The organism is Xanthomarina sp. (assembly GCF_035306605.1).
In the GTDB taxonomy this organism is placed as follows: Bacteria; Bacteroidota; Bacteroidia; order Flavobacteriales; family Flavobacteriaceae; genus Xanthomarina.
The window spans coordinates 1-17,782 of sequence record NZ_DATGNR010000078.1 but is presented as its reverse complement, the minus strand read 5'-3'; the positions used below and the strand labels follow the sequence as shown (position 1 = coordinate 17,782).

16 protein-coding genes are annotated in these 17,782 nt (G+C 34.6%); 2 read left to right on the top strand and 14 right to left on the bottom strand.

The annotated features are described in order from the left end of the window. Nucleotides 1-126: 126 nt before the first annotated feature. Nucleotides 127-1,368, top strand: a complete 1,242-nt coding sequence (locus VKY41_RS10515) for a serine hydrolase domain-containing protein (protein WP_500814411.1) — start codon at nucleotides 127-129, stop codon at nucleotides 1,366-1,368. 10 nt (nucleotides 1,369-1,378) lie between these two features. Here the strand turns inward: VKY41_RS10515 and VKY41_RS10510 are convergent, their stop codons facing one another. The 13 genes from VKY41_RS10510 to VKY41_RS10450 all read right to left on the bottom strand — a co-directional run bounded on the left by VKY41_RS10510 (nucleotide 1,379) and on the right by VKY41_RS10450 (nucleotide 16,397). Further along, a complete protein-coding gene (locus VKY41_RS10510; RefSeq protein WP_500814474.1) occupies nucleotides 1,379-2,869 on the bottom strand; it encodes a cellulose synthase family protein in 1,491 nt (496 codons plus the stop codon). Beyond that, nucleotides 2,869-3,558, bottom strand: a complete 690-nt coding sequence (locus VKY41_RS10505) for a glycosyltransferase family 2 protein (protein ID WP_500814410.1) — start codon at nucleotides 3,556-3,558, stop codon at nucleotides 2,869-2,871. Before VKY41_RS10505 ends, VKY41_RS10510 begins: the two co-directional genes overlap by 1 nt. A 43-nt stretch (nucleotides 3,559-3,601) precedes the next feature. Then, the gene (locus VKY41_RS10500) at nucleotides 3,602-5,191 is read right to left on the bottom strand and encodes a 4Fe-4S binding protein (RefSeq protein ID WP_500814409.1); all 1,590 of its coding nucleotides are present in this window, start codon (nucleotides 5,189-5,191) and stop codon (nucleotides 3,602-3,604) included. Continuing rightward, a complete protein-coding gene (locus VKY41_RS10495) occupies nucleotides 5,188-6,492 on the bottom strand; it encodes an NAD(P)/FAD-dependent oxidoreductase (protein WP_500814408.1) in 1,305 nt (434 codons plus the stop codon). The genes VKY41_RS10500 and VKY41_RS10495 overlap by 4 nt, the downstream gene beginning before the upstream one ends. Nucleotides 6,493-6,898: 406 nt before the next feature. Then, entirely contained in the window at nucleotides 6,899-10,351 is a 3,453-nt protein-coding gene (locus tag VKY41_RS10490) for a pyruvate carboxylase (RefSeq protein ID WP_500814407.1), read from the bottom strand. Between the two features lie 113 nt (nucleotides 10,352-10,464). Continuing rightward, nucleotides 10,465-11,181 carry a TIGR04283 family arsenosugar biosynthesis glycosyltransferase gene (locus tag VKY41_RS10485; RefSeq protein ID WP_500814406.1) on the bottom strand — a complete coding sequence of 239 codons (717 nt, stop codon included), beginning with the start codon at nucleotides 11,179-11,181 and terminating at the stop codon, nucleotides 10,465-10,467. Between the two features lie 51 nt (nucleotides 11,182-11,232). Then, nucleotides 11,233-11,946 carry a DUF547 domain-containing protein gene (locus VKY41_RS10480; protein ID WP_500814405.1) on the bottom strand — a complete coding sequence of 238 codons (714 nt, stop codon included), beginning with the start codon at nucleotides 11,944-11,946 and terminating at the stop codon, nucleotides 11,233-11,235. Then, the gene (locus VKY41_RS10475; protein ID WP_500814404.1) at nucleotides 11,936-12,835 is read right to left on the bottom strand and encodes a sterol desaturase family protein; all 900 of its coding nucleotides are present in this window, start codon (nucleotides 12,833-12,835) and stop codon (nucleotides 11,936-11,938) included. Before VKY41_RS10475 ends, VKY41_RS10480 begins: the two co-directional genes overlap by 11 nt. Before the next feature lie 97 nt (nucleotides 12,836-12,932). Next, on the bottom strand, nucleotides 12,933-13,745 hold the full coding sequence (locus VKY41_RS10470; protein ID WP_500814403.1) for a purine-nucleoside phosphorylase: 813 nt from the start codon (nucleotides 13,743-13,745) through the stop codon (nucleotides 12,933-12,935). Beyond that, nucleotides 13,738-14,412 carry a TIGR04282 family arsenosugar biosynthesis glycosyltransferase gene (locus VKY41_RS10465; protein ID WP_500814402.1) on the bottom strand — a complete coding sequence of 225 codons (675 nt, stop codon included), beginning with the start codon at nucleotides 14,410-14,412 and terminating at the stop codon, nucleotides 13,738-13,740. The genes VKY41_RS10470 and VKY41_RS10465 overlap by 8 nt, the downstream gene beginning before the upstream one ends. Nucleotides 14,413-14,427: 15 nt before the next feature. After that, on the bottom strand, nucleotides 14,428-14,922 hold the full coding sequence (locus VKY41_RS10460) for a rhodanese-like domain-containing protein (protein ID WP_500814401.1): 495 nt from the start codon (nucleotides 14,920-14,922) through the stop codon (nucleotides 14,428-14,430). Between the two features lie 2 nt (nucleotides 14,923-14,924). Further along, on the bottom strand, nucleotides 14,925-15,977 hold the full coding sequence (arsS, locus tag VKY41_RS10455; RefSeq protein ID WP_500814400.1) for an arsenosugar biosynthesis radical SAM (seleno)protein ArsS: 1,053 nt from the start codon (nucleotides 15,975-15,977) through the stop codon (nucleotides 14,925-14,927). Between the two features lie 84 nt (nucleotides 15,978-16,061). After that, the gene (locus VKY41_RS10450; protein ID WP_500814399.1) at nucleotides 16,062-16,397 is read right to left on the bottom strand and encodes an arsenosugar biosynthesis-associated peroxidase-like protein; all 336 of its coding nucleotides are present in this window, start codon (nucleotides 16,395-16,397) and stop codon (nucleotides 16,062-16,064) included. Between the two features lie 152 nt (nucleotides 16,398-16,549). Between VKY41_RS10450 and VKY41_RS10445 the strand changes: the two genes are divergently transcribed. Further along, nucleotides 16,550-17,164: a peroxiredoxin-like family protein gene (locus VKY41_RS10445; RefSeq protein WP_500814398.1), complete on the top strand. Its 615-nt coding sequence runs from the start codon at nucleotides 16,550-16,552 to the stop codon at nucleotides 17,162-17,164. A gap of 101 nt (nucleotides 17,165-17,265) precedes the next feature. Here the strand turns inward: VKY41_RS10445 and VKY41_RS10440 are convergent. Next, on the bottom strand, nucleotides 17,266-17,782 hold a 517-nt coding region (locus VKY41_RS10440; RefSeq protein ID WP_500814397.1), incomplete at its 5' end, for a lipocalin-like domain-containing protein.

The following is a 17,782-nucleotide window of genomic DNA, read 5'->3' as shown; positions in this document are numbered from 1 at the left end:
ATAGAAATTAATTGCTTTTTAAGTTCATGATGAATTTACTCTATTTTTAAATATAATGTGGAATTAACAGGAAAAATGCTTTTTTGATATTATCTTACAAACTGATTTTAAAACAACCATCTTCTTATGAAAACTTGGAAAAAAATAGGATTAGTAATTTTAGCCATACTTGTAATTTTTAGTATCTGGTTTTATCCAAAATACAAAATGCTAAACCTAACCATGCATCTTTTTGATGAGGACCAAATAGTAACAAACTTTAGGTCTTTCAACTCAGTTTGGCCAGTTGCAGTTATGAAAGCTCCTGTAAACAAACATCCTTTTTCTAAAGGAGAGGCATTGGAATTACCTAAAAGTTTTCAATTAGAAGGAAAAGAGTATAATACGGATAAGTTTTTAGAAGATTCTTGGACCACTGGCTTTTTAGTTATTCAGAATGACAGCTTGGTTTATGAAAACTATTACCTAGGCAATACAGAATCTACTAGAAATATTTCTTGGTCGATGGCGAAATCTGTTATTTCAGCTTTAATGGGCATTGCTGTTGAAGAAGGCGATATAAAAAGCATTGAAGAAGCTGTAGAGGTTTATGCGCCAGAATTAAAAGGTTCGGCTTATGAAGGTGTTAGAATTAAAGATGTGCTTCAAATGTCTACAGGGGTAAAATTTAATGAAGATTATGGCGATTTTTTCAGCGATATTAATCGTTGGGGAAGAGGTTTTGCTATGGGGAATTCCCAAGATGCTTTTGCATCTAGTTTAGAACGAGAATTTAATCCAGGCACCGTAAATCATTATGTAAGTATTAATACCCATGTTTTAGGAATGGTTCTTAAAAAGGCCACTGGTAAAACCATCACAGATTATATGCAGGAAAAACTATACAATCCGTTAGGGATGGAATACGATGGTTATTGGTTGCTTGACGGGGAAAACATGGAAATGGTACTTGGAGGTTTGAATTTAACTTTAAGAGACTACGCTAAAGTAGGTGCTTTATTTTTAAATGAGGGCGCCTTTAATGGCAAACAAATTGTGCCTAAAAAATGGGTTGAGGCTTCTACAATTCCAGATGCGCCACATGTGCAGCCTAGTGAAGGTAAATTCGGTTATGGCTATCAGTGGTGGATTCCACAGAGCGATGCAGGCGAGTACATGGCTATGGGAGTTTATGGACAGTATATCTATATTAACCCAACAACCAAAACAGTTATTGTTAAACTGTCCGCCAATCCAAAATATAACGATAAAGACTATGTTCCAAGTGGAGATCCTGCTCATTTAAAATTGTTCCGTGCTATAGCATCAAAAGCAGCTATTATAGACAGTCCTGAGGTTTATGAAGATATAGCTGAGGTTATAGATTAATTAAGAAGATTTAAACCCTTGAAGTTACAGATTTAAAAAATACGAATCCAAAACCCAGGAATAACATCAAATGAAAAGGGAAGAGTCCGAAGTCTCCGCCTTGATCGCCAACCACAAATGCGGAGTATAGTCCAAACCCGAAATAAAGAGTTAGAATGCCTTCAAAAAACACGTAAATAGGAATGTTCTTATTTAGGTATTTGTTTTTCTTCCAATTATCCGTTAAAGCATGGATGTTAAACTTTGGGGTTCTGATGAATTCACTACGTTTTCCTATATGTCCTTCAATTACAGCTATTGAATTATGTAATGAAAAACCCATGGCTATAGAGAAGAAGGTAAAAAACATCAGGATGTACTGTACAAAATCTTTAAGGCTACTACCATAAATTTTCTTGTACATAAACCAATAGCATACAAAAAAGATTACAGAACTTATTACAAAGAAACTCATTAGGTAGAAATATGGTTTTAAATGTGTGTATTCGTTTTTAATATACAGCATAGGAATGCTTAATACTGCTACAATTAACACGTTTAAAAACATGGTTGAGTTTAATAAATGTAAGAGCCCATGAACTTTTCTTTTAGGGGAAAGCTGTTTGTTAGAAATCACTCTCCAAGCCATTTTTCTAAAGTTCTCTGCGCCGCCTTTGTTCCATCTAAATTGTTGTGAACGAGCCGCACTTATAGCTATAGGGAGTTCGGCAGGAGTTTCCACATCTTCTAGATATTTAAACTCCCATTTTTTTAGTTGGGCTCTATAACTTAAGTCCAGATCTTCGGTAAGCGTGTCTCCCTCCCAATTTCCCGCATCCAGAATACAGGCTTTTCGCCATACGCCTGCAGTACCATTAAAATTTATAAAATGCCCTTTGCTATTTCTTCCAACTTGCTCTAAAGTGAAATGAGCATCCAAAGCAAAAGCTTGGATTTTTGTTAATACCGAAAAATCTCGGTTCAAGTGACTCCAACGAGTTTGAACAACACCAATGTTTTTATTTTTGAAGTATGGGATGGTTTCTTTAAGCCAGTTTTCATTCGGAAGGAAGTCGGCATCAAAAATGGCTATAAATTCTCCTTTAGCAATTTCTAGTCCTTCTTTGAGAGCTCCTGCTTTAAAACCGGCTCTATTTGTTCTGCAAATATGAACGATGTCAAGACCTGTTTTTTTTAAAATTTCAATATGTTTTTGTGTAGAATCTACTGTTTCATCAGTAGAATCATCCAATACTTGAATTTCTAGTTTGTCTTTGGGATAATCTATTTTAGCAATGTTTTCCAATAAGCGCTCCATGACATACATTTCATTAAATACAGGAAGTTGTATGGTAACTAAAGGGATTTCAGCTGGATTTGAAAGGTCAAATTTAGGAGAGTTGTCTTGGTTTTTTTTAGCAGAAATATAATTTGAAAGCAAGTTGAGTTGCGCTAAGGCATACATAAATATAAGCAGCAAAGCGATGGTGTAAATAACCATAATAAGACCTATTAAAAACATCATTTAAAGCTGTATTTAAAAATCCATCCTAATATTTTAACCCCAGCCATAACGGCTCCCTTTACAGTTCCTGATACTTTTGAAATACCAATTCTATTTCTATAGTTCACAGGAATTTCAATATAAGTCATTTTTTGCTTTAATACCTTTAATTGCATTTCTACCGTCCAACCATAGGTTTTGTCTTCCATATTAAGAGCTAATAGTTTTTCATATTTAATAGCTCTAAAAGGCCCTAAATCGGTGAAGTTTGAATTAAAAAATAGGCGCATTAAAAAGGTAGCTAACCAATTCCCGAAAATTTGAGGTTTGGTCATAGAACCACTTTCTCTAAGTTGTTTCACACGAGCTCCAATTACAAAGTCAATGTCATCCTCAATTATAGGTTGGATGAGTTTTGTTAGTTCTTCTGGATAATCGCTGTAATCGCCATCTAGAAATACAATAATATCTGGTTTAATTTCTTGTTTAGAAATGTAGTCCATGCCTTTTAAACAAGCATAGCCGTAACCTTTATTTGTTTCGGTTAATACGCTGGCACCAGCTTTCTTTGCGTTTTCAACCGTATTGTCGGTTGAGTTGTTGTTTACTATAATAATTTCATCAACAATTTTTGGGATATCATTAATAACCTTGGCAATAGAATCTGCTTCGTTAAAAGCAGGAATAATAACTTTTATCTGGATCATTTATTGTTTTAAATGGCTGTGCAAAAGTATGAATAGTTTTACGTTATTTTTGATTTACTAAGTCCATTAAATCGACATCATTTCCTAGTAAAATTTCAGTAGGATTAATACGGCCTTTCATTGAGTCATTTTCTAGTTTAAGAACACCACGAGGGCACACTGCCGAACAAATTCCGCATCCTACACAACTAGAACGAACAATATTTTCTCCTTTTTGGGCATAGGCTCTAACATCAATTCCCATTTCGCAGTAAGTTGAGCAATTTCCGCAAGAAATACATTGACCACCATTGGTTGTGATTCTAAATTTTGAAAACAAACGCTGTTGAAACCCTAATATAGCTGCCATAGGACAGCCAAATCGACACCAAACTCGGTTTCCGAAAATTGGATAAAACCCAGTGCCTATCACTCCTGAAAAAATGGAGCCAATGTAAAAGCCGTATGCAGATCTTAGGTCGCTACTATTGATAAAAAAGACTTCGCCCGTTGTTCCCGTAAAATGTAGTGCAAGTAGCAATCCAATTGTTATAGCAAACCCTATAGCTCCATATTTAGCATCTTTACCTAGAGATTTTCTTTTGAAAAGCATTACTAATAAAAAAACGAGGCTTAAAAATGCAATAACTAAACTTATAAACACACTTTTGGTTAACCAGAAATCGTTATGATCGTAACCTAGGTAGGTGTAAATTGTTGCCGTGGTCATTACCACAGAAAACACTAGTACGCTATGTACCAACCAACGTTCCAATTTCCATGCTTTTAAGCTTTTGTCGCTTAAATGTCTAAAAGAATCACCGGCTGTTTCTGCTAAGCCACCACAGCCACAAACCCAAGAGCAATACCAGCGTTTTCCGTATTTATAAGTTAAAATTGGAGTAATTATAAAAATAGAGATGATGCCAAACAGCAATAATGCCATCCCAATATTTCCGTTTGAAAGGAAACTTTTAACAGACCATTCATCGAACAAATAATAGTTTAAAGGCCAAATACTTTTGAGGTCGTAATATGGTAAATTAGAATTCATTCGGTACATGAATTCAGGGATTAAAAATGCAAATGCTAATTGAAAGAACATCACTGATCCTGTTCTTATTTGTTCGTAGCGGTTATGACGGTATTTTAATAAAAACTTATAACCGAAAGCTAAAATTGCCAAAGTGTAAAGCGTTCCATAAACAAACCATTGGCTTGCAGGTCTGCCGCTTAAAAATTGACTTAACGGATCGAACAAAGCTATTAAGCCTGTGTTTGCTGACCCATCTTGTGATAGACCAAGGAATTGTGGGTAAAAGTATAATACGATGTAAAAAGACGTTAAAAATACCCCGGTAATCCAGCCTATAATTCCTCTTGAGGTTAAAGATTTAAACCAAACCCCATCATTTTTTATTCCTTCTAATTCTTTGTTATACGCATCATTCGAATAGATGATTGTTCCAACAGAAATTAAACCTAAAGCTAAGGTTAGGAATAGTTCTTTATTGGGAAAGTTGGTATTAAAAATGGCTAGGACCAAAATAAACAGACCAATGATGCCCATTCCAACTGCTACTTTTTGTTTTGTCGAAATATCTGGAGCGTCTGGTTTTGCTAATGAAAAACTCTGATTTAATTTTAGGCTCATGACTGTGTGGTTTGTAGTTGGTTCTTATAAGTGGCCTGAATATCTTTTTCGAAATGTTTAAAAAACTCCGGATCGAAATTGGCTTCTTTTAAATGAGTTAAAACATACTCAACCGAACGTTTTTCTGTTAGCCATCTATCAAATACTTCGTGTCGCAGTCTAATACCGAAGGTGTTGATGCCTTTAAATTCGTTTGTGAGTTTATGATATTCTATTGTAATACATTTGGTGTCATCATGATGTTTCCAATGAAAATGTGCATGATTTTCTTTAGGATTGGAATTTACCCAGCCATAAGTTTGGTATTCGATGTCTAAAAATTTAGCAGAATTAAACCAATGTCCTGGTTTGTATTCTCGTCTTTTTCCACAAATGGTTTGTGCTAGAGTTTCTCCCATCATTCGTCCTGTGTACCAAACAGCTTCAATAGCACTTCTGTTTCCAATAGCTTCACGCTGTTCGGCACAGTCTCCAATAGCATAAACATTTGGGATGTTTGTTTCAAGGTGTCGATTTACCAAAACACCTCGATTTGTTTCTATATTTGAGTTTTTAATGAATTCAATATTGGGTGAAACTCCTGCAGTAAGTCCAACGAAATTGCATGGAATCTCTTCACCTGTTTCTTCAATAACCACGGATTTTACTTTTCCATTTTCATCTGAAATAATTTCTCTAAGGTTTGAAGCTAATCTCAAATCAATACGATGATTTTTTATATGCCTGTTAATCATTTCACTTTCGCCTTGAGGTAATACAGTATTCCAAAAACTAGTTTCTCGAACTAGAAAAGTTACTAGAATATTCCTAGAACTTAACATTTCGGCTAATTCAATTCCTATAAGTCCGCCTCCAACTATTACGGCACGTTGGCAGACTTTGTTGTTAGGAGCATACATTTCCAAACTGTCAAGATCTTGTTTGCTATATAAGCCCTGAACAGCTTTTAGGTCTTGACCTTTCCATCCAAATTTGTTTGGTTTACTACCAGTAGCAATAATAAGTTTATCGTAAGTTAGGGAGTTGCCTTCAGTAAAATAAAGGGTTTTAGATGTTGTGTTTATCGATTTTACAAAACCTTGTTTAAGATCGATTTTGTTTTTTTTCCAAAACCAATCTTCATAAGGTTTGGTGTGTTCGAATTTCATATGTCCCATATACACATACATCAAGGCCGTGCGAGAAAAGAAATATTCTGTTTCAGCAGAAATAAGGGTTATTTTTTTATCGGAAAGTTTTCGAATATGCCTTGCTGCCGTAACTCCTGAAATTCCGTTGCCAATAATAACAATATGTTCCATGTTCGTGTTTAGGATGAATGATTTGTCGGAAGTTCTATAAAACCTTAACATAAGCACTTCAATTTAGAACTAAATTAACACTTATAGGTTTTAATTTTAAGTTTATCGGTTGAATTCTTATCTTTTTAAGCTTAATGAAGAGATATTAACAAGAAAATTCATGGGTTTATTGTTGAAGTTATTAATTCCATGACATTTGATGACGTATGGAAATAGTTAGTTTATAAAAACAAGAATAATGCTATGCTATTAACTTAAAATAGGGTGTGGTTGATGTTTTAGGAAAAAGGAATTAACTGTTGGTAGTGTTTGTTATTCCCATGTAATACTTCTAAATAAAAAGAGGAATCTTTTATCAAAACGCTACATGCTTTGGTAAAAGATTCCAGTTAGTTTTTTTACTTGTCTAATCTAATATAACTACTAAATCTTCTGAATTAACCATGATGCCTGGCTTAAGGACTATCTTTTTAACAGTGGCTGCTTCATTAGCTGTAATGGTAGTTTCCATTTTCATAGCTTCAATTATGAATAAAGGCTGATTTTTAGCTACCTGTTCTCCTTCCTTTACTAAAATATTAGAAAGCATTCCTTGTAAAGGTGCTCCAATTTCTTTTGGATTTGACTTGTCGGCTTTCGTATGTTCTACCTTATCAATTTTAATCGATTGGTCTTTTATTTGCACCGATCTACCTTGACCATTCACTTTAAAGTACACCGTTACTTTACCATCTCCATTTGCATCTCCAACAGAATCGAGAGTAACAAGAAGGGTTTTTCCTTTATCTAAATCTACAATAATCTCTTCACCTATTTCCATTCCGTAGAAAAAATTCTTGGTAGGTAAATTCATCAAATTGTCATATTTAAGATGCTTGCTGTATGAATCTAAAAATACTTTAGGATATAGTTTATACGATAGGTAATCCGTAATATTAATTGGTCTGCTTAAATCCTGCTCGAACTGAGCTCTAAATTCCTTGTATTCGGCATCGATATCTAATGGCTCCATATGGGCATTTGGTCTTTCTGTATAAGGAACTTCATCTTTTAGAATCAGTTTTTGAAGATCTTTTGGGAAGCCTCCAACAGGTTGACCTAAATCTCCCTTAAAGAAACTAACTACCGATTGTGGAAAGGAAATGGTATCTCCTCGTTCCAATACATCCTGAACGGTTAAATTATTACTCACTAAATATTGGGCCATATCGCCAACTACTTTCGAACTTGGAGTTACTTTTATAATATCTCCAAATAAGGTGTTGACATCGGTGTACATGGCAGTAATTTCATGGAATCTCTCTTCTAGTCCTAATGCTCGAGCCTGCGGTTTTAAGTTAGAATATTGCCCTCCAGGAATTTCATGTTTAAAGACTTCACCAGAACCTGCTTTTAGACCAGATTCAAATGGGTAATAATGGTCTCTAACAGTTTCCCAATAGTTTGAATATTCATTTAAAGAGTCGATGTTAAGTGGGTTTTCCCGTTCATGGAATTTCATCATTTCTACAACCGAATTAAAATTAGGCTGGGATGTTAATCCTGATATCCCTCCTAAAGCAACATCTACTACATCTACACCTGCTTCAATAGCTTTTAGATAGGTAGCCGATTGAATGGATGAGGTATCGTGTGTATGTAAATGAATAGGGATGTTTACCTCTTGTTTTAACGCTGAAACTAGTTCGAAAGCAGCATAAGGTTTTAATAATCCGGCCATATCTTTAATGGCCAGAATATGAGCTCCGGCATTTTCGATGTCTTTAGCCAGGGTTGTATAATATTTTAAATTGTATTTGGTGTTTTTAGGATTTAAAATATCTCCGGTATAACAAATTGATCCTTCAGCCAAGCCATCGGTTCTGTTTCTTACATGTTCGATACATGGAGCAATAGATTTCATCCAGTTTAGCGAGTCGAAAATTCTAAAAATATCTACGCCGTTTTCCCAAGATTGCTCTACAAACTTTTCAATTAAATTATCAGGATATGCAGTGTATCCAACACCATTTGATCCTCGAAGTAACATTTGGAGTAAAAGGTTGGGCATGGCTTTACGTAATAGTTGTAGGCGTTCCCATGGATTTTCCTGTAAAAAACGAAGGCAAACGTCAAAAGTGGCACCTCCCCAAACTTCCATACTAAAAACACCTGGATTGTTTTTGGCAAAGCCTTCGGCTACTTTCATCATATCGAAGGTACGCATTCTGGTTGCCAACAAACTTTGATGCGCATCACGCATAGTAGTGTCTGTAAAATGGATTTTCTTTTCAGCTTTCAACCATTCTGAAAATTTTTCCGGGCCAAGTTTGGTAAGTAAATCTTTTGTACCCTCTGGGTAATCACCATTAGCTTCAAATTTTGGAACTATTGGCTTTACAAAAGTTTTTGTTGGATCTATTTTTTTAACATCAGGGTTGCCATTAACAATTACATCAGCTAAATAAGTAACCAGTTTTGTAGCTCTGTTTCTTGGAGCTTTAAAGACAAATAAATCTGGATTGTTCTTGATAAAGTTAACTGTTACATCTCCTTTTCTAAAGGTTTCATGCTTTAAAATATTGTCTAGAAAAGGCATATTTGTTTTTACCCCTCTAATTCTGAATTCTGTTAAGGCACGTCTCATTTTTCTACAAGCTCCATCAAGGGTTCTGCTATTAGCTGTAATTTTCACTAACATAGAATCGAAGAAAGGAGAAACAATCGATCCTTGATAAATAGATCCTGCATCTAAACGAATTCCAAATCCGGCAGCACTTCTATAGGTTGTAATTTCACCGTAATCTGGTTTGAAATCATTTTGTGGATCTTCGGTGGTAATTCTACATTGCAGGGCGTAACCTGTGACATTTATCGCTTCTTGATTAGGAATTTTTATTTGTTGATCGGCTAATTTGTACCCACCGGCAATAAATAACTGTGTTTTTACCAAATCGATATTGGTAACCACTTCCGTTACGGTGTGTTCTACCTGGATTCTTGGGTTTACTTCTATAAAATAAATAGAGCCATCCTCGTCCACTAAAAACTCTACAGTTCCAATGTTGTTGTAATTTACTGCCTTACAAATTTTAATGGCGTATTGGTAAAGTGCATCTTTGATTTCTTGTTTTAAATCGAAAGAAGGAGCGAATTCAATTACTTTTTGGTAACGACGTTGAACCGAACAATCTCGTTCAAATAAATGTACGGTATTCCCAAAATTATCGGCAACAATTTGAATTTCTATATGTTTTGGATTTTCTACAAATTTTTCGAGGAAAACGGTATCGTCTCCAAAGGCGTTTAATGCTTCACGTTTACTTTCGTTAAAAGCGGCTTTTAGTTCTTCTTCTTTTCTAATAACTCGCATTCCACGTCCACCACCTCCAGATGCGGCCTTTAACATAACTGGGTAGCCAATAACTTCAGCCTCACTTATTGCGGTTTCTAGGTCTGTTAAGGGGTTTTCATTACTACGGATAATTGGTATGTTGTTGGCAACAGCCACTTCTTTGGCGGTAATTTTATCACCTAAAGCTTTTAAAACGGATACTTTTGGACCGATAAATATAATTCCATTTTCTTCGCATTTTTTTGCAAAGTTTGGGTTTTCAGATAGAAATCCGTAGCCTGGATGAATAGCATTTGCCCCACTTTCTAGAGCTACTTTTATAAGTCCGTCTATATCTAAATAAGGCTTTAACGGATCGTTGTCTTCGCCAATTTGGTACGATTCATCGGCTTTATATCTGTGTAAGGAATATCTATCCTCGAAGGTGTAGACACCAACGGTTTTTACATTTATTTCTGTACAGGCTCTAAAAATCCTGATGGCAATTTCTCCTCTGTTTGCAACTAATACTTTTTTAATATTCATTTTTTGGTTGTGTGTTTTGGAACCTGTTAGTGTCTAATTGCTTCAAAAGTAAGAAACCAAATTAATAAACCAATTAATTTTGAATCAGAAAGATACAGTTTTTTTAGTAAATTTTAAGCAATGTGTTTTTTGTAATACCTGTGAAGTTCCTCTGCTGAAGCTCCAAACCATTTTTTGATGTAAATAGTCCAGAAGTGATATTGAAGCTTCCATATTCCGTGAGTTTGATAGCGTCTAGCTGAGGTTGTTAACCACGATTGGATAACTACAAATTGTTTTCTAGCGTAGAGTTTATTTATAAGGTCGTTGTCTTCATAAATTATGAATTCTTCGTTATATCCGCCAATTTCATTAAAAAGGGTTTTACTTATAAATTGGCTTTGGTCGCCGCCTCGGCTGGCACGCCACGAAAATTGAGTTAACCACCCCGCTAATTGTAACCACCAATGTTTACTATTAAACTTCATTTTAAAACAACCGGCTACATTGTTTTTTTGCATTTCATTTATAATGAGTTGGTCGAAGTTTTTTGGAGGAAAAGAATCGGCATGAAGAAAGTATAGAATGTTTCCTGTTGCGGCTCTTGCTCCTAAATTCATTTGTTTGGCTCGGCCTTTGGGAGAAGTTAAAAGTTGGATGTTAAATTTAGCTATACTTAAAGATATGAAACTTTTTACTAATTCCGGAGAACCATCTGTGCTACCACCATCTACTACAATAATTTCTGAAATGTTTTCAAGAGTGGAATGGGAAGTTAAGTGACGAAGCAAATTTTCAATGTTTTCTGTTTCGTTAAGCATGGGGATGATGATGGATAATTTGTGTTTCATATTTGAAAATACCTAAGAGGTTTTGAAACTAGGCTTATCTAAAGTATGGGTTTATTCATTCAATTCCCAACTATAATCATTGTAAGTCTTTTTTGCTTTTTGAGAAATTTTTACATCTGTATATAAATTCAAGAAGTCAATTAAACTGCCATTTTGCGTAAAATCTCCTGTGAACCATTTAAAAATCTTGGATAGTTTAAGATGTTCCTGAGAGATGCTGTTTCTTGATTTATCAGAAAGAAATTCTTCTGTGGCAACTGTTAGTTGTAGGTCTAATTTTGATGGGATGTAGGCTTCGTTTAATAATTTTGGACAAGATTTTGAAGCGCAAACAATTGCGAAATGGATTCGAGGTTCGCTCAGTTTTCTAAGAATATCGTGTTCTATTTCGTTTAAAGACAGGTTTTTATTGCCTATTTGGATAAACTCTAGATCCCAAGGGTTTTTAATATCTTTTATGCTTTTAATAGGGTAGTTGTCGCTTATCAGTTTTATGGTAAAGGCATTGTAAGCATTTATCCAATAAGCAAGCGTTTCATTTTTAGACCAAGTCTCATTTGGTTCATTTTTCATGAAGGTTTCTAAGCTAACCACCAATGATTTTTGATCCGTTTTGATGGCTTGATAGTTTACTTCCCCATAACTATTTACGTGTTTTTTAAGAAAACTATTCCAGGCGCCATAATTTACAGTTTGAGCTTCTACTTGTAAAATTGGAAATAGAAGCAGCCATAACATAAAATATATGGGTTGTTTAGTTTTCATTTTTATTTTTAAAATTAATTGGATAGAGTTCTTGTCCGATAAAATCTTCGGGGAAGGATTCTTCGCCTGAAAAACCCAACTCAATATCTCTACCATCGTATGGAATATAATCGGTTTTAAAAATATAATCCCACAAACTTAGTGTAATTCCAAAGTTAACACCGTACCTCCTATCTTCTGGTAATTCTTTAGAGTGGTGCCAAATATGCATTTTTGGGTTGTTGAAAACATATTTTAATAGGCCATAGTCCCAACCAATATTGGCGTGATTTAAATGTCCAATGGTAATATTAAAGAAATGAACTAAAGCGACATCTTGAGCAGAAAAACCACCAATAATGGCCAAAGGAATGTACTTTAAGGAGTTGTAAACTACCGGTTCCATCCAGTGATAACGCAGGTGTGCCGCAAACCCCATTTCTTTTACGGAGTGATGCACTTTATGAAAATTCCATAGAAATTCAGATTTATGTAATAGTCTGTGTGTCCACCATTGTACAAAGTCAATTACAACAAAAAAGATGAGAATACGAAGCCAGAAAGGGAGTTCGTTAATGTCGAGCAACTGAAAGCTTGAAACAGATAAGTCAACTAAGCCAAGAATATCATTGAAAAGTTCTGCGACAGAATTTGATAGAGCAATTAATACAATTAAGTTCAATAAAAAGAAATTGAAAAACATGTAAAAGGTATCCAGCCAAAAGTCTTTACGAAATAATGACTGGTTTTTTCTCCAAGGAAAAATAGCTTCTAAACCCCAAACAACAAGTGATATAATAATTAAACCGTAGAAGTAATTTTCCCAATTTAATTCCATTAAAACAGATTGTTTCATATAATTCCAATAGTCGGAATAGGAGCTTTTTATAATGTCTATGTATTTTTCCATAACTACTTTCTGAAAAGGTTTTTTTTAGATTAACCCGTAAAAGTACTTCAATTTGCTTTTAGGTTTTGTAACTTTTGATACACAACCCAAAGGTAGGTTATAAGGATTTAATTAATTCCTTGAATAACGTGATCATGTTTGGTTCTGCTTTACCTGCCATTTCAATAATTTCGTTAATATTTACTGGCATTAAATTTTCTGGATCACATTCATCTGTTAATACGGAAACTGCTGCAGCTTTTAAACCCAAATGATTTGCTACAATAATTTCGGGAACAGTGCTCATTCCAACGGCATCTGCACCAATAATACTTAGCATTCTGTATTCGGCTCTAGTTTCTAGCTGCGGGCCTACTACACTGGCATAGACCCCTTCGTGCAAGGTTATGTTATGCGATTTGGCAATAGTTTTAAATTTGGAGTTTAAGTCTTTGTTATAAGGTTGACTCATATCGGTAAAACGTTCGCCTAAGAGTTCTACGCCTTTAAAGGCCAGAGGTGAACTTCCTTGTAAATTAATATGGTCGTCTATTAACATTAATTCCCCCTTTTTGAAGTTTTTGTTGATGGCTCCAGATGCATTTGAAACTAGTAATGTTTTGATGCCTAGTTTTTCCATAACACGTACTGGGTAGGTAACATCTAACAAGGAATAGCCTTCGTAAATATGAAAACGACCTTGCATTACAACTACTTTTTTACCCATTAAGTTTCCGTAAATGAGTTTTCCTTTATGAAACTCCACTGTTGCTGTTGGAAAACTTGGGATGTGATTGTAGCTAACTTCTGCTAAAACCTCTATGTCATCAATTAGTTTTTGTAATCCTGTGCCTAATATGATGCCTATTTCAGGATTGATAAAACCCTTTTGTTCTAAGTAATCGGTTGTTTCTTTAATAAATTTAATCATGGGTAATTAATTCTTTAAGTATTACGTTTTTATTGAGATCATCAAAAGTATCGATGTCATTTAATTTTTCTAACAGACAAACATTTTCATGTTGTAATTCGTTTAAAGTATCTTTCAATACAGTTTCTGTTCCCCAGAATTTATTTTCAAAAATTTGAGGGTGGAGTTGTTTCATTCCAAGTAAATAATATCCTCCATCAAGTGCTGGGCCAATAACTATATCGTGTGTTTCTAATTTATGAAAAGAATTGGTAATATGCTCTGATTTCAAATCTAAAATATCGCTTCCCACAATCAAGACTTTTTCATAGCCGGAATTAAAAAGTTCGGTGAAAGCATTCTGCATTTTTGAACCTAAATCTGTTCCTTGTTGTAGTCTTTTTATAAAGATATCCTCATCCCATATATCGTTTTTATGGATGTGTTCTGAATAGAAAATAAATTTGTCCGCTGCTACTTTTTCGGTAATATTAGCTGTATGTTGTAATAAATATTTGTAGACGTTTAGGGCTGCTTTCTCTCCAATAGTTTTAGCCAATCGGGTTTTGCATTTTCCTAATTCTGGATTTCTAGCAAAAATGATGATGGCTTTTTTTGATGTTGGAAAATGAAAATCGAAGTTCAATTCATTGTTGTAATTAGAGTCTTTTGTGCTTAATATTCCCATTGATAAAAAATATAATTAGTTAAATACCTTCTGTCCTGAAGTTAACCAATGGCTCCATTCTTTTGAGAAGGCATGTATTTTATTGGTTTTGGTTTCGGTACTATCATAAACATCGAACCCTTTGTTTTTCCATTCGAAAATCCCTCCATATAAATTATAGATATTGGCGTAGCCAGCTTTTTTTAGTTTATGGGCTATGGCTTCCGAACGAATTCCTAGAGAACAATAAACGACAATGGTTTGTTGTTTGTTATTAATCTGCGATATGGTTTGCTTTAAATTGAAGGTGTTGTAGCCTACAAAAACGGCATTTTTTAAATGACTTACTTGGTATTCCTCAAGCTCTCGGGCATCTAAAATCATTGCTTGAGTTTTTGGCATAGCAAGTTCTTCAACGGAAATATAAGGGACAACTTTGGAGTTGTGCGTATCCAATAAATCCTTTAAAGTGTTTTGAGAAGCACCAAGGACAGGCCATAGAACGATTAGTATTAGTATGCAGTTTTTCATTATTAAATAATGTTACCTTGGCAACTGCTTCCGGCTCCAGCTGTGCATCCGTAGCAATGTTGTGATGTAATGATATTTCTGTTTTGTAGCGTCACTTCGTTGTAATCTTTTATGTGCTTTATCTTACTGTTTATTGGTAATTCTAGCATTTGGTTAAAGTCGCAATCATATAAATAACCATCCCAACTTACTGAAATAGTATTTGTACACATAACGTTTTTTACAGCTTCAGGATTATATGCATCAACAAGTGCGTACATATAGTCTTCATAGTTTTCTGATGCAATTAAATAATCTAAAAATCTGCTAACTGGTAGGTTCGTAATACTGAATAAATTATGAAAATGTATCCCGAAATCTTCCAAAAGTGCCTTTTTAAAATCTTTTTCCATAGCCGCTTGATTTCCTGGTAAAAATGCTCCAGATGGATTGTAAACCAAGTCTAATTTTAAGTTGCTGCCAGGCATGCCGTAGCCCACTGAATTGAGTTCTTTTAGTGCATTAATGGATTTGTCGAAAACACCAGAGCCACGTTGTTTATCGGTTTTACCTTTGGTCCAATGGGGCATGGATGACACCACATGTATTTTATGTTTTTTAAAGAAATCAGGTAAATCGTGATATTTTTTATTCGCTCGAATTATGGTTAAATTAGATCGAACAATGACATCTTTAACTCCTAGTTTTGTAGCTTCTTCCACAAACCACCTAAAATTCGGATTCATTTCTGGAGCGCCACCCGTTAAATCCAAGGTATGTGCTTGTGTGTTTTTTAGAACTACCAAACACTGTAACATGGTTTCCTTAGTCATTATTTCTTTTCGGTCGGGACCTGCATCTACATGACAATGCTCGCAAACCTGATTACACATGTAGCCCAAGTTGATTTGAAGAATTTCTAGCTTATTTGGTCGTAATGGATACTGATTTGTTTTGGCAATTTTATCATTAAAGGTATCAAGCTCCCCAGTTTTGAAGATGCCATTGGACAAATATTCTAATTGTTTGTTGCTGTTAGCTAATTCATTTTGGCGTTTATGCAGGGATTTAATCATTCTGAATTTTAATATCGTTTTAACTTAAAAGTAGCTCTAATTTTGGTTGAACCAATTATTTGTAAGATGTTAGTTAGTATTTAATTACATTTCCAGTTTATTCACTTTATTCATCATCTGGACCCCGTGAACTAAGGAAGCTCCACCACGAATAGCTGCAGCTACATGCAAGGCTTCCATCATTTCTTCTTTCGTAATCCCACGTTGCAATCCATCCCCCGTATAAGCGTCAATACAATAAGGACATTGAATAGTATGGGCAACAGCTAACGCAATTAGCGATTTCTCCCTTTCCGAAAGAGCACCTTCCTTAAAAACACTGTTGTAATAATCGAAGAATTTTGAACCAAGGTCTTCATTCCATTCGGATATTTTTCCAAATTTTCTGAGGTCTGCTGGATCGTAATAGGTTTTTTGCATGGTTTTAATTTTTAAAGATGAATGTACTAATTTAAGTCGGGCTTGATTATTAAAGTTTACATAAAATTGTGAAAAAGCCAAGAAAAAGTCTCATTGAGCTTGTTTTTGTAAGGAATTAGGTTTGGGCCTGACGAAGTAAAAAACTCTAAATAATGACGAAACAAATATTATCTTTATTTACATTTCTTGCTTTAATGCAAGTAGCCCATGTTCAGTCTCAAGTTCCATTTAAGGCTGAAGATATAAGTCCTTTACTTATTGGAGAACAAGTTCCCAACGCAAATCTTCTTGATGTTGATGGGCTTAGCGTCCAGCTGAAAGATGTTATGAATGTAAAACCTACTATATTAGTTTTTTATCGCGGTGGTTGGTGTCCATATTGTAATAGTCAGTTATCAGGATTGGCCGAGATAGAGGATGAGATTGAAAAATTAGGATATCAAATAGTTGCGATAAGCCCTGACCATTTTGAGAAATTAAGGTCAACAACAATGACCAATGATGACGTTGCATATAAATTATATGCGGATCCAGGTGCCAAGCTGATTCGAGATATTGGCATTGGATTTAAAACCCCTGAAGATGCCATAAGCTATATTGTTGAGAAAACAAATATGGATGCTTCTGATATTCTTCCTGTACCTACGGTTATGATTGTAAATACTTCTGGGGATATTTTGTTTGAATATATAAACCCCAACTATAAGGTGCGTTTGTCTTCAGAATTATTGCTAGCTAGTTTAAAGGCTTTAAAATCGAAGCTGTAAAAAATATAAAATATAACAGAGCAATGTTATTATTGCTCTGTTTTATGAGGTATATCCTTGTATTATACCGGAAAACTAACCGTTTATTTAACAAAAAAGAATTACTCTTTTAGAAATGTTAATAAGCCGCCATCCATATACAATACAAGTTCTGTTTCTGAAATTTCTTGTATTTCCCAAAATTCAGTTCCGGAATCTAAGGTAACTTCTATTTGGTTATTTGCGATTAGCTCATAAGTACCATTTTCATTTCTAACTTCTTGACATGGACCTGTGTAGTCATTTTTTTCTACTATTTGTATGTTTAAATCGTTAGTAAATAGTAAGAATCCAGTTTTTGCACAATCAGTAAATGGATCACCATATATATTATCGTAATACCATTTGCCTACAATAGGGTTTGGAGGTGTTCCTTCTATTGTGGTAAATGAATCGATAATACTTTTGGTTGTGTTTCCATAGGTGTCTGATGCTTCTACCATCCAATAATAGTTGGTTTCGGGCTGTAGCATTTCTTGAACCTGAAAGGTGGTTGTGTTTAGATTGTTGGCAATGGAGTTTAGTGGTGGGTTAACCGTATCTAAAAATACCTGGTAGGTTACCATATCACCATCTGGA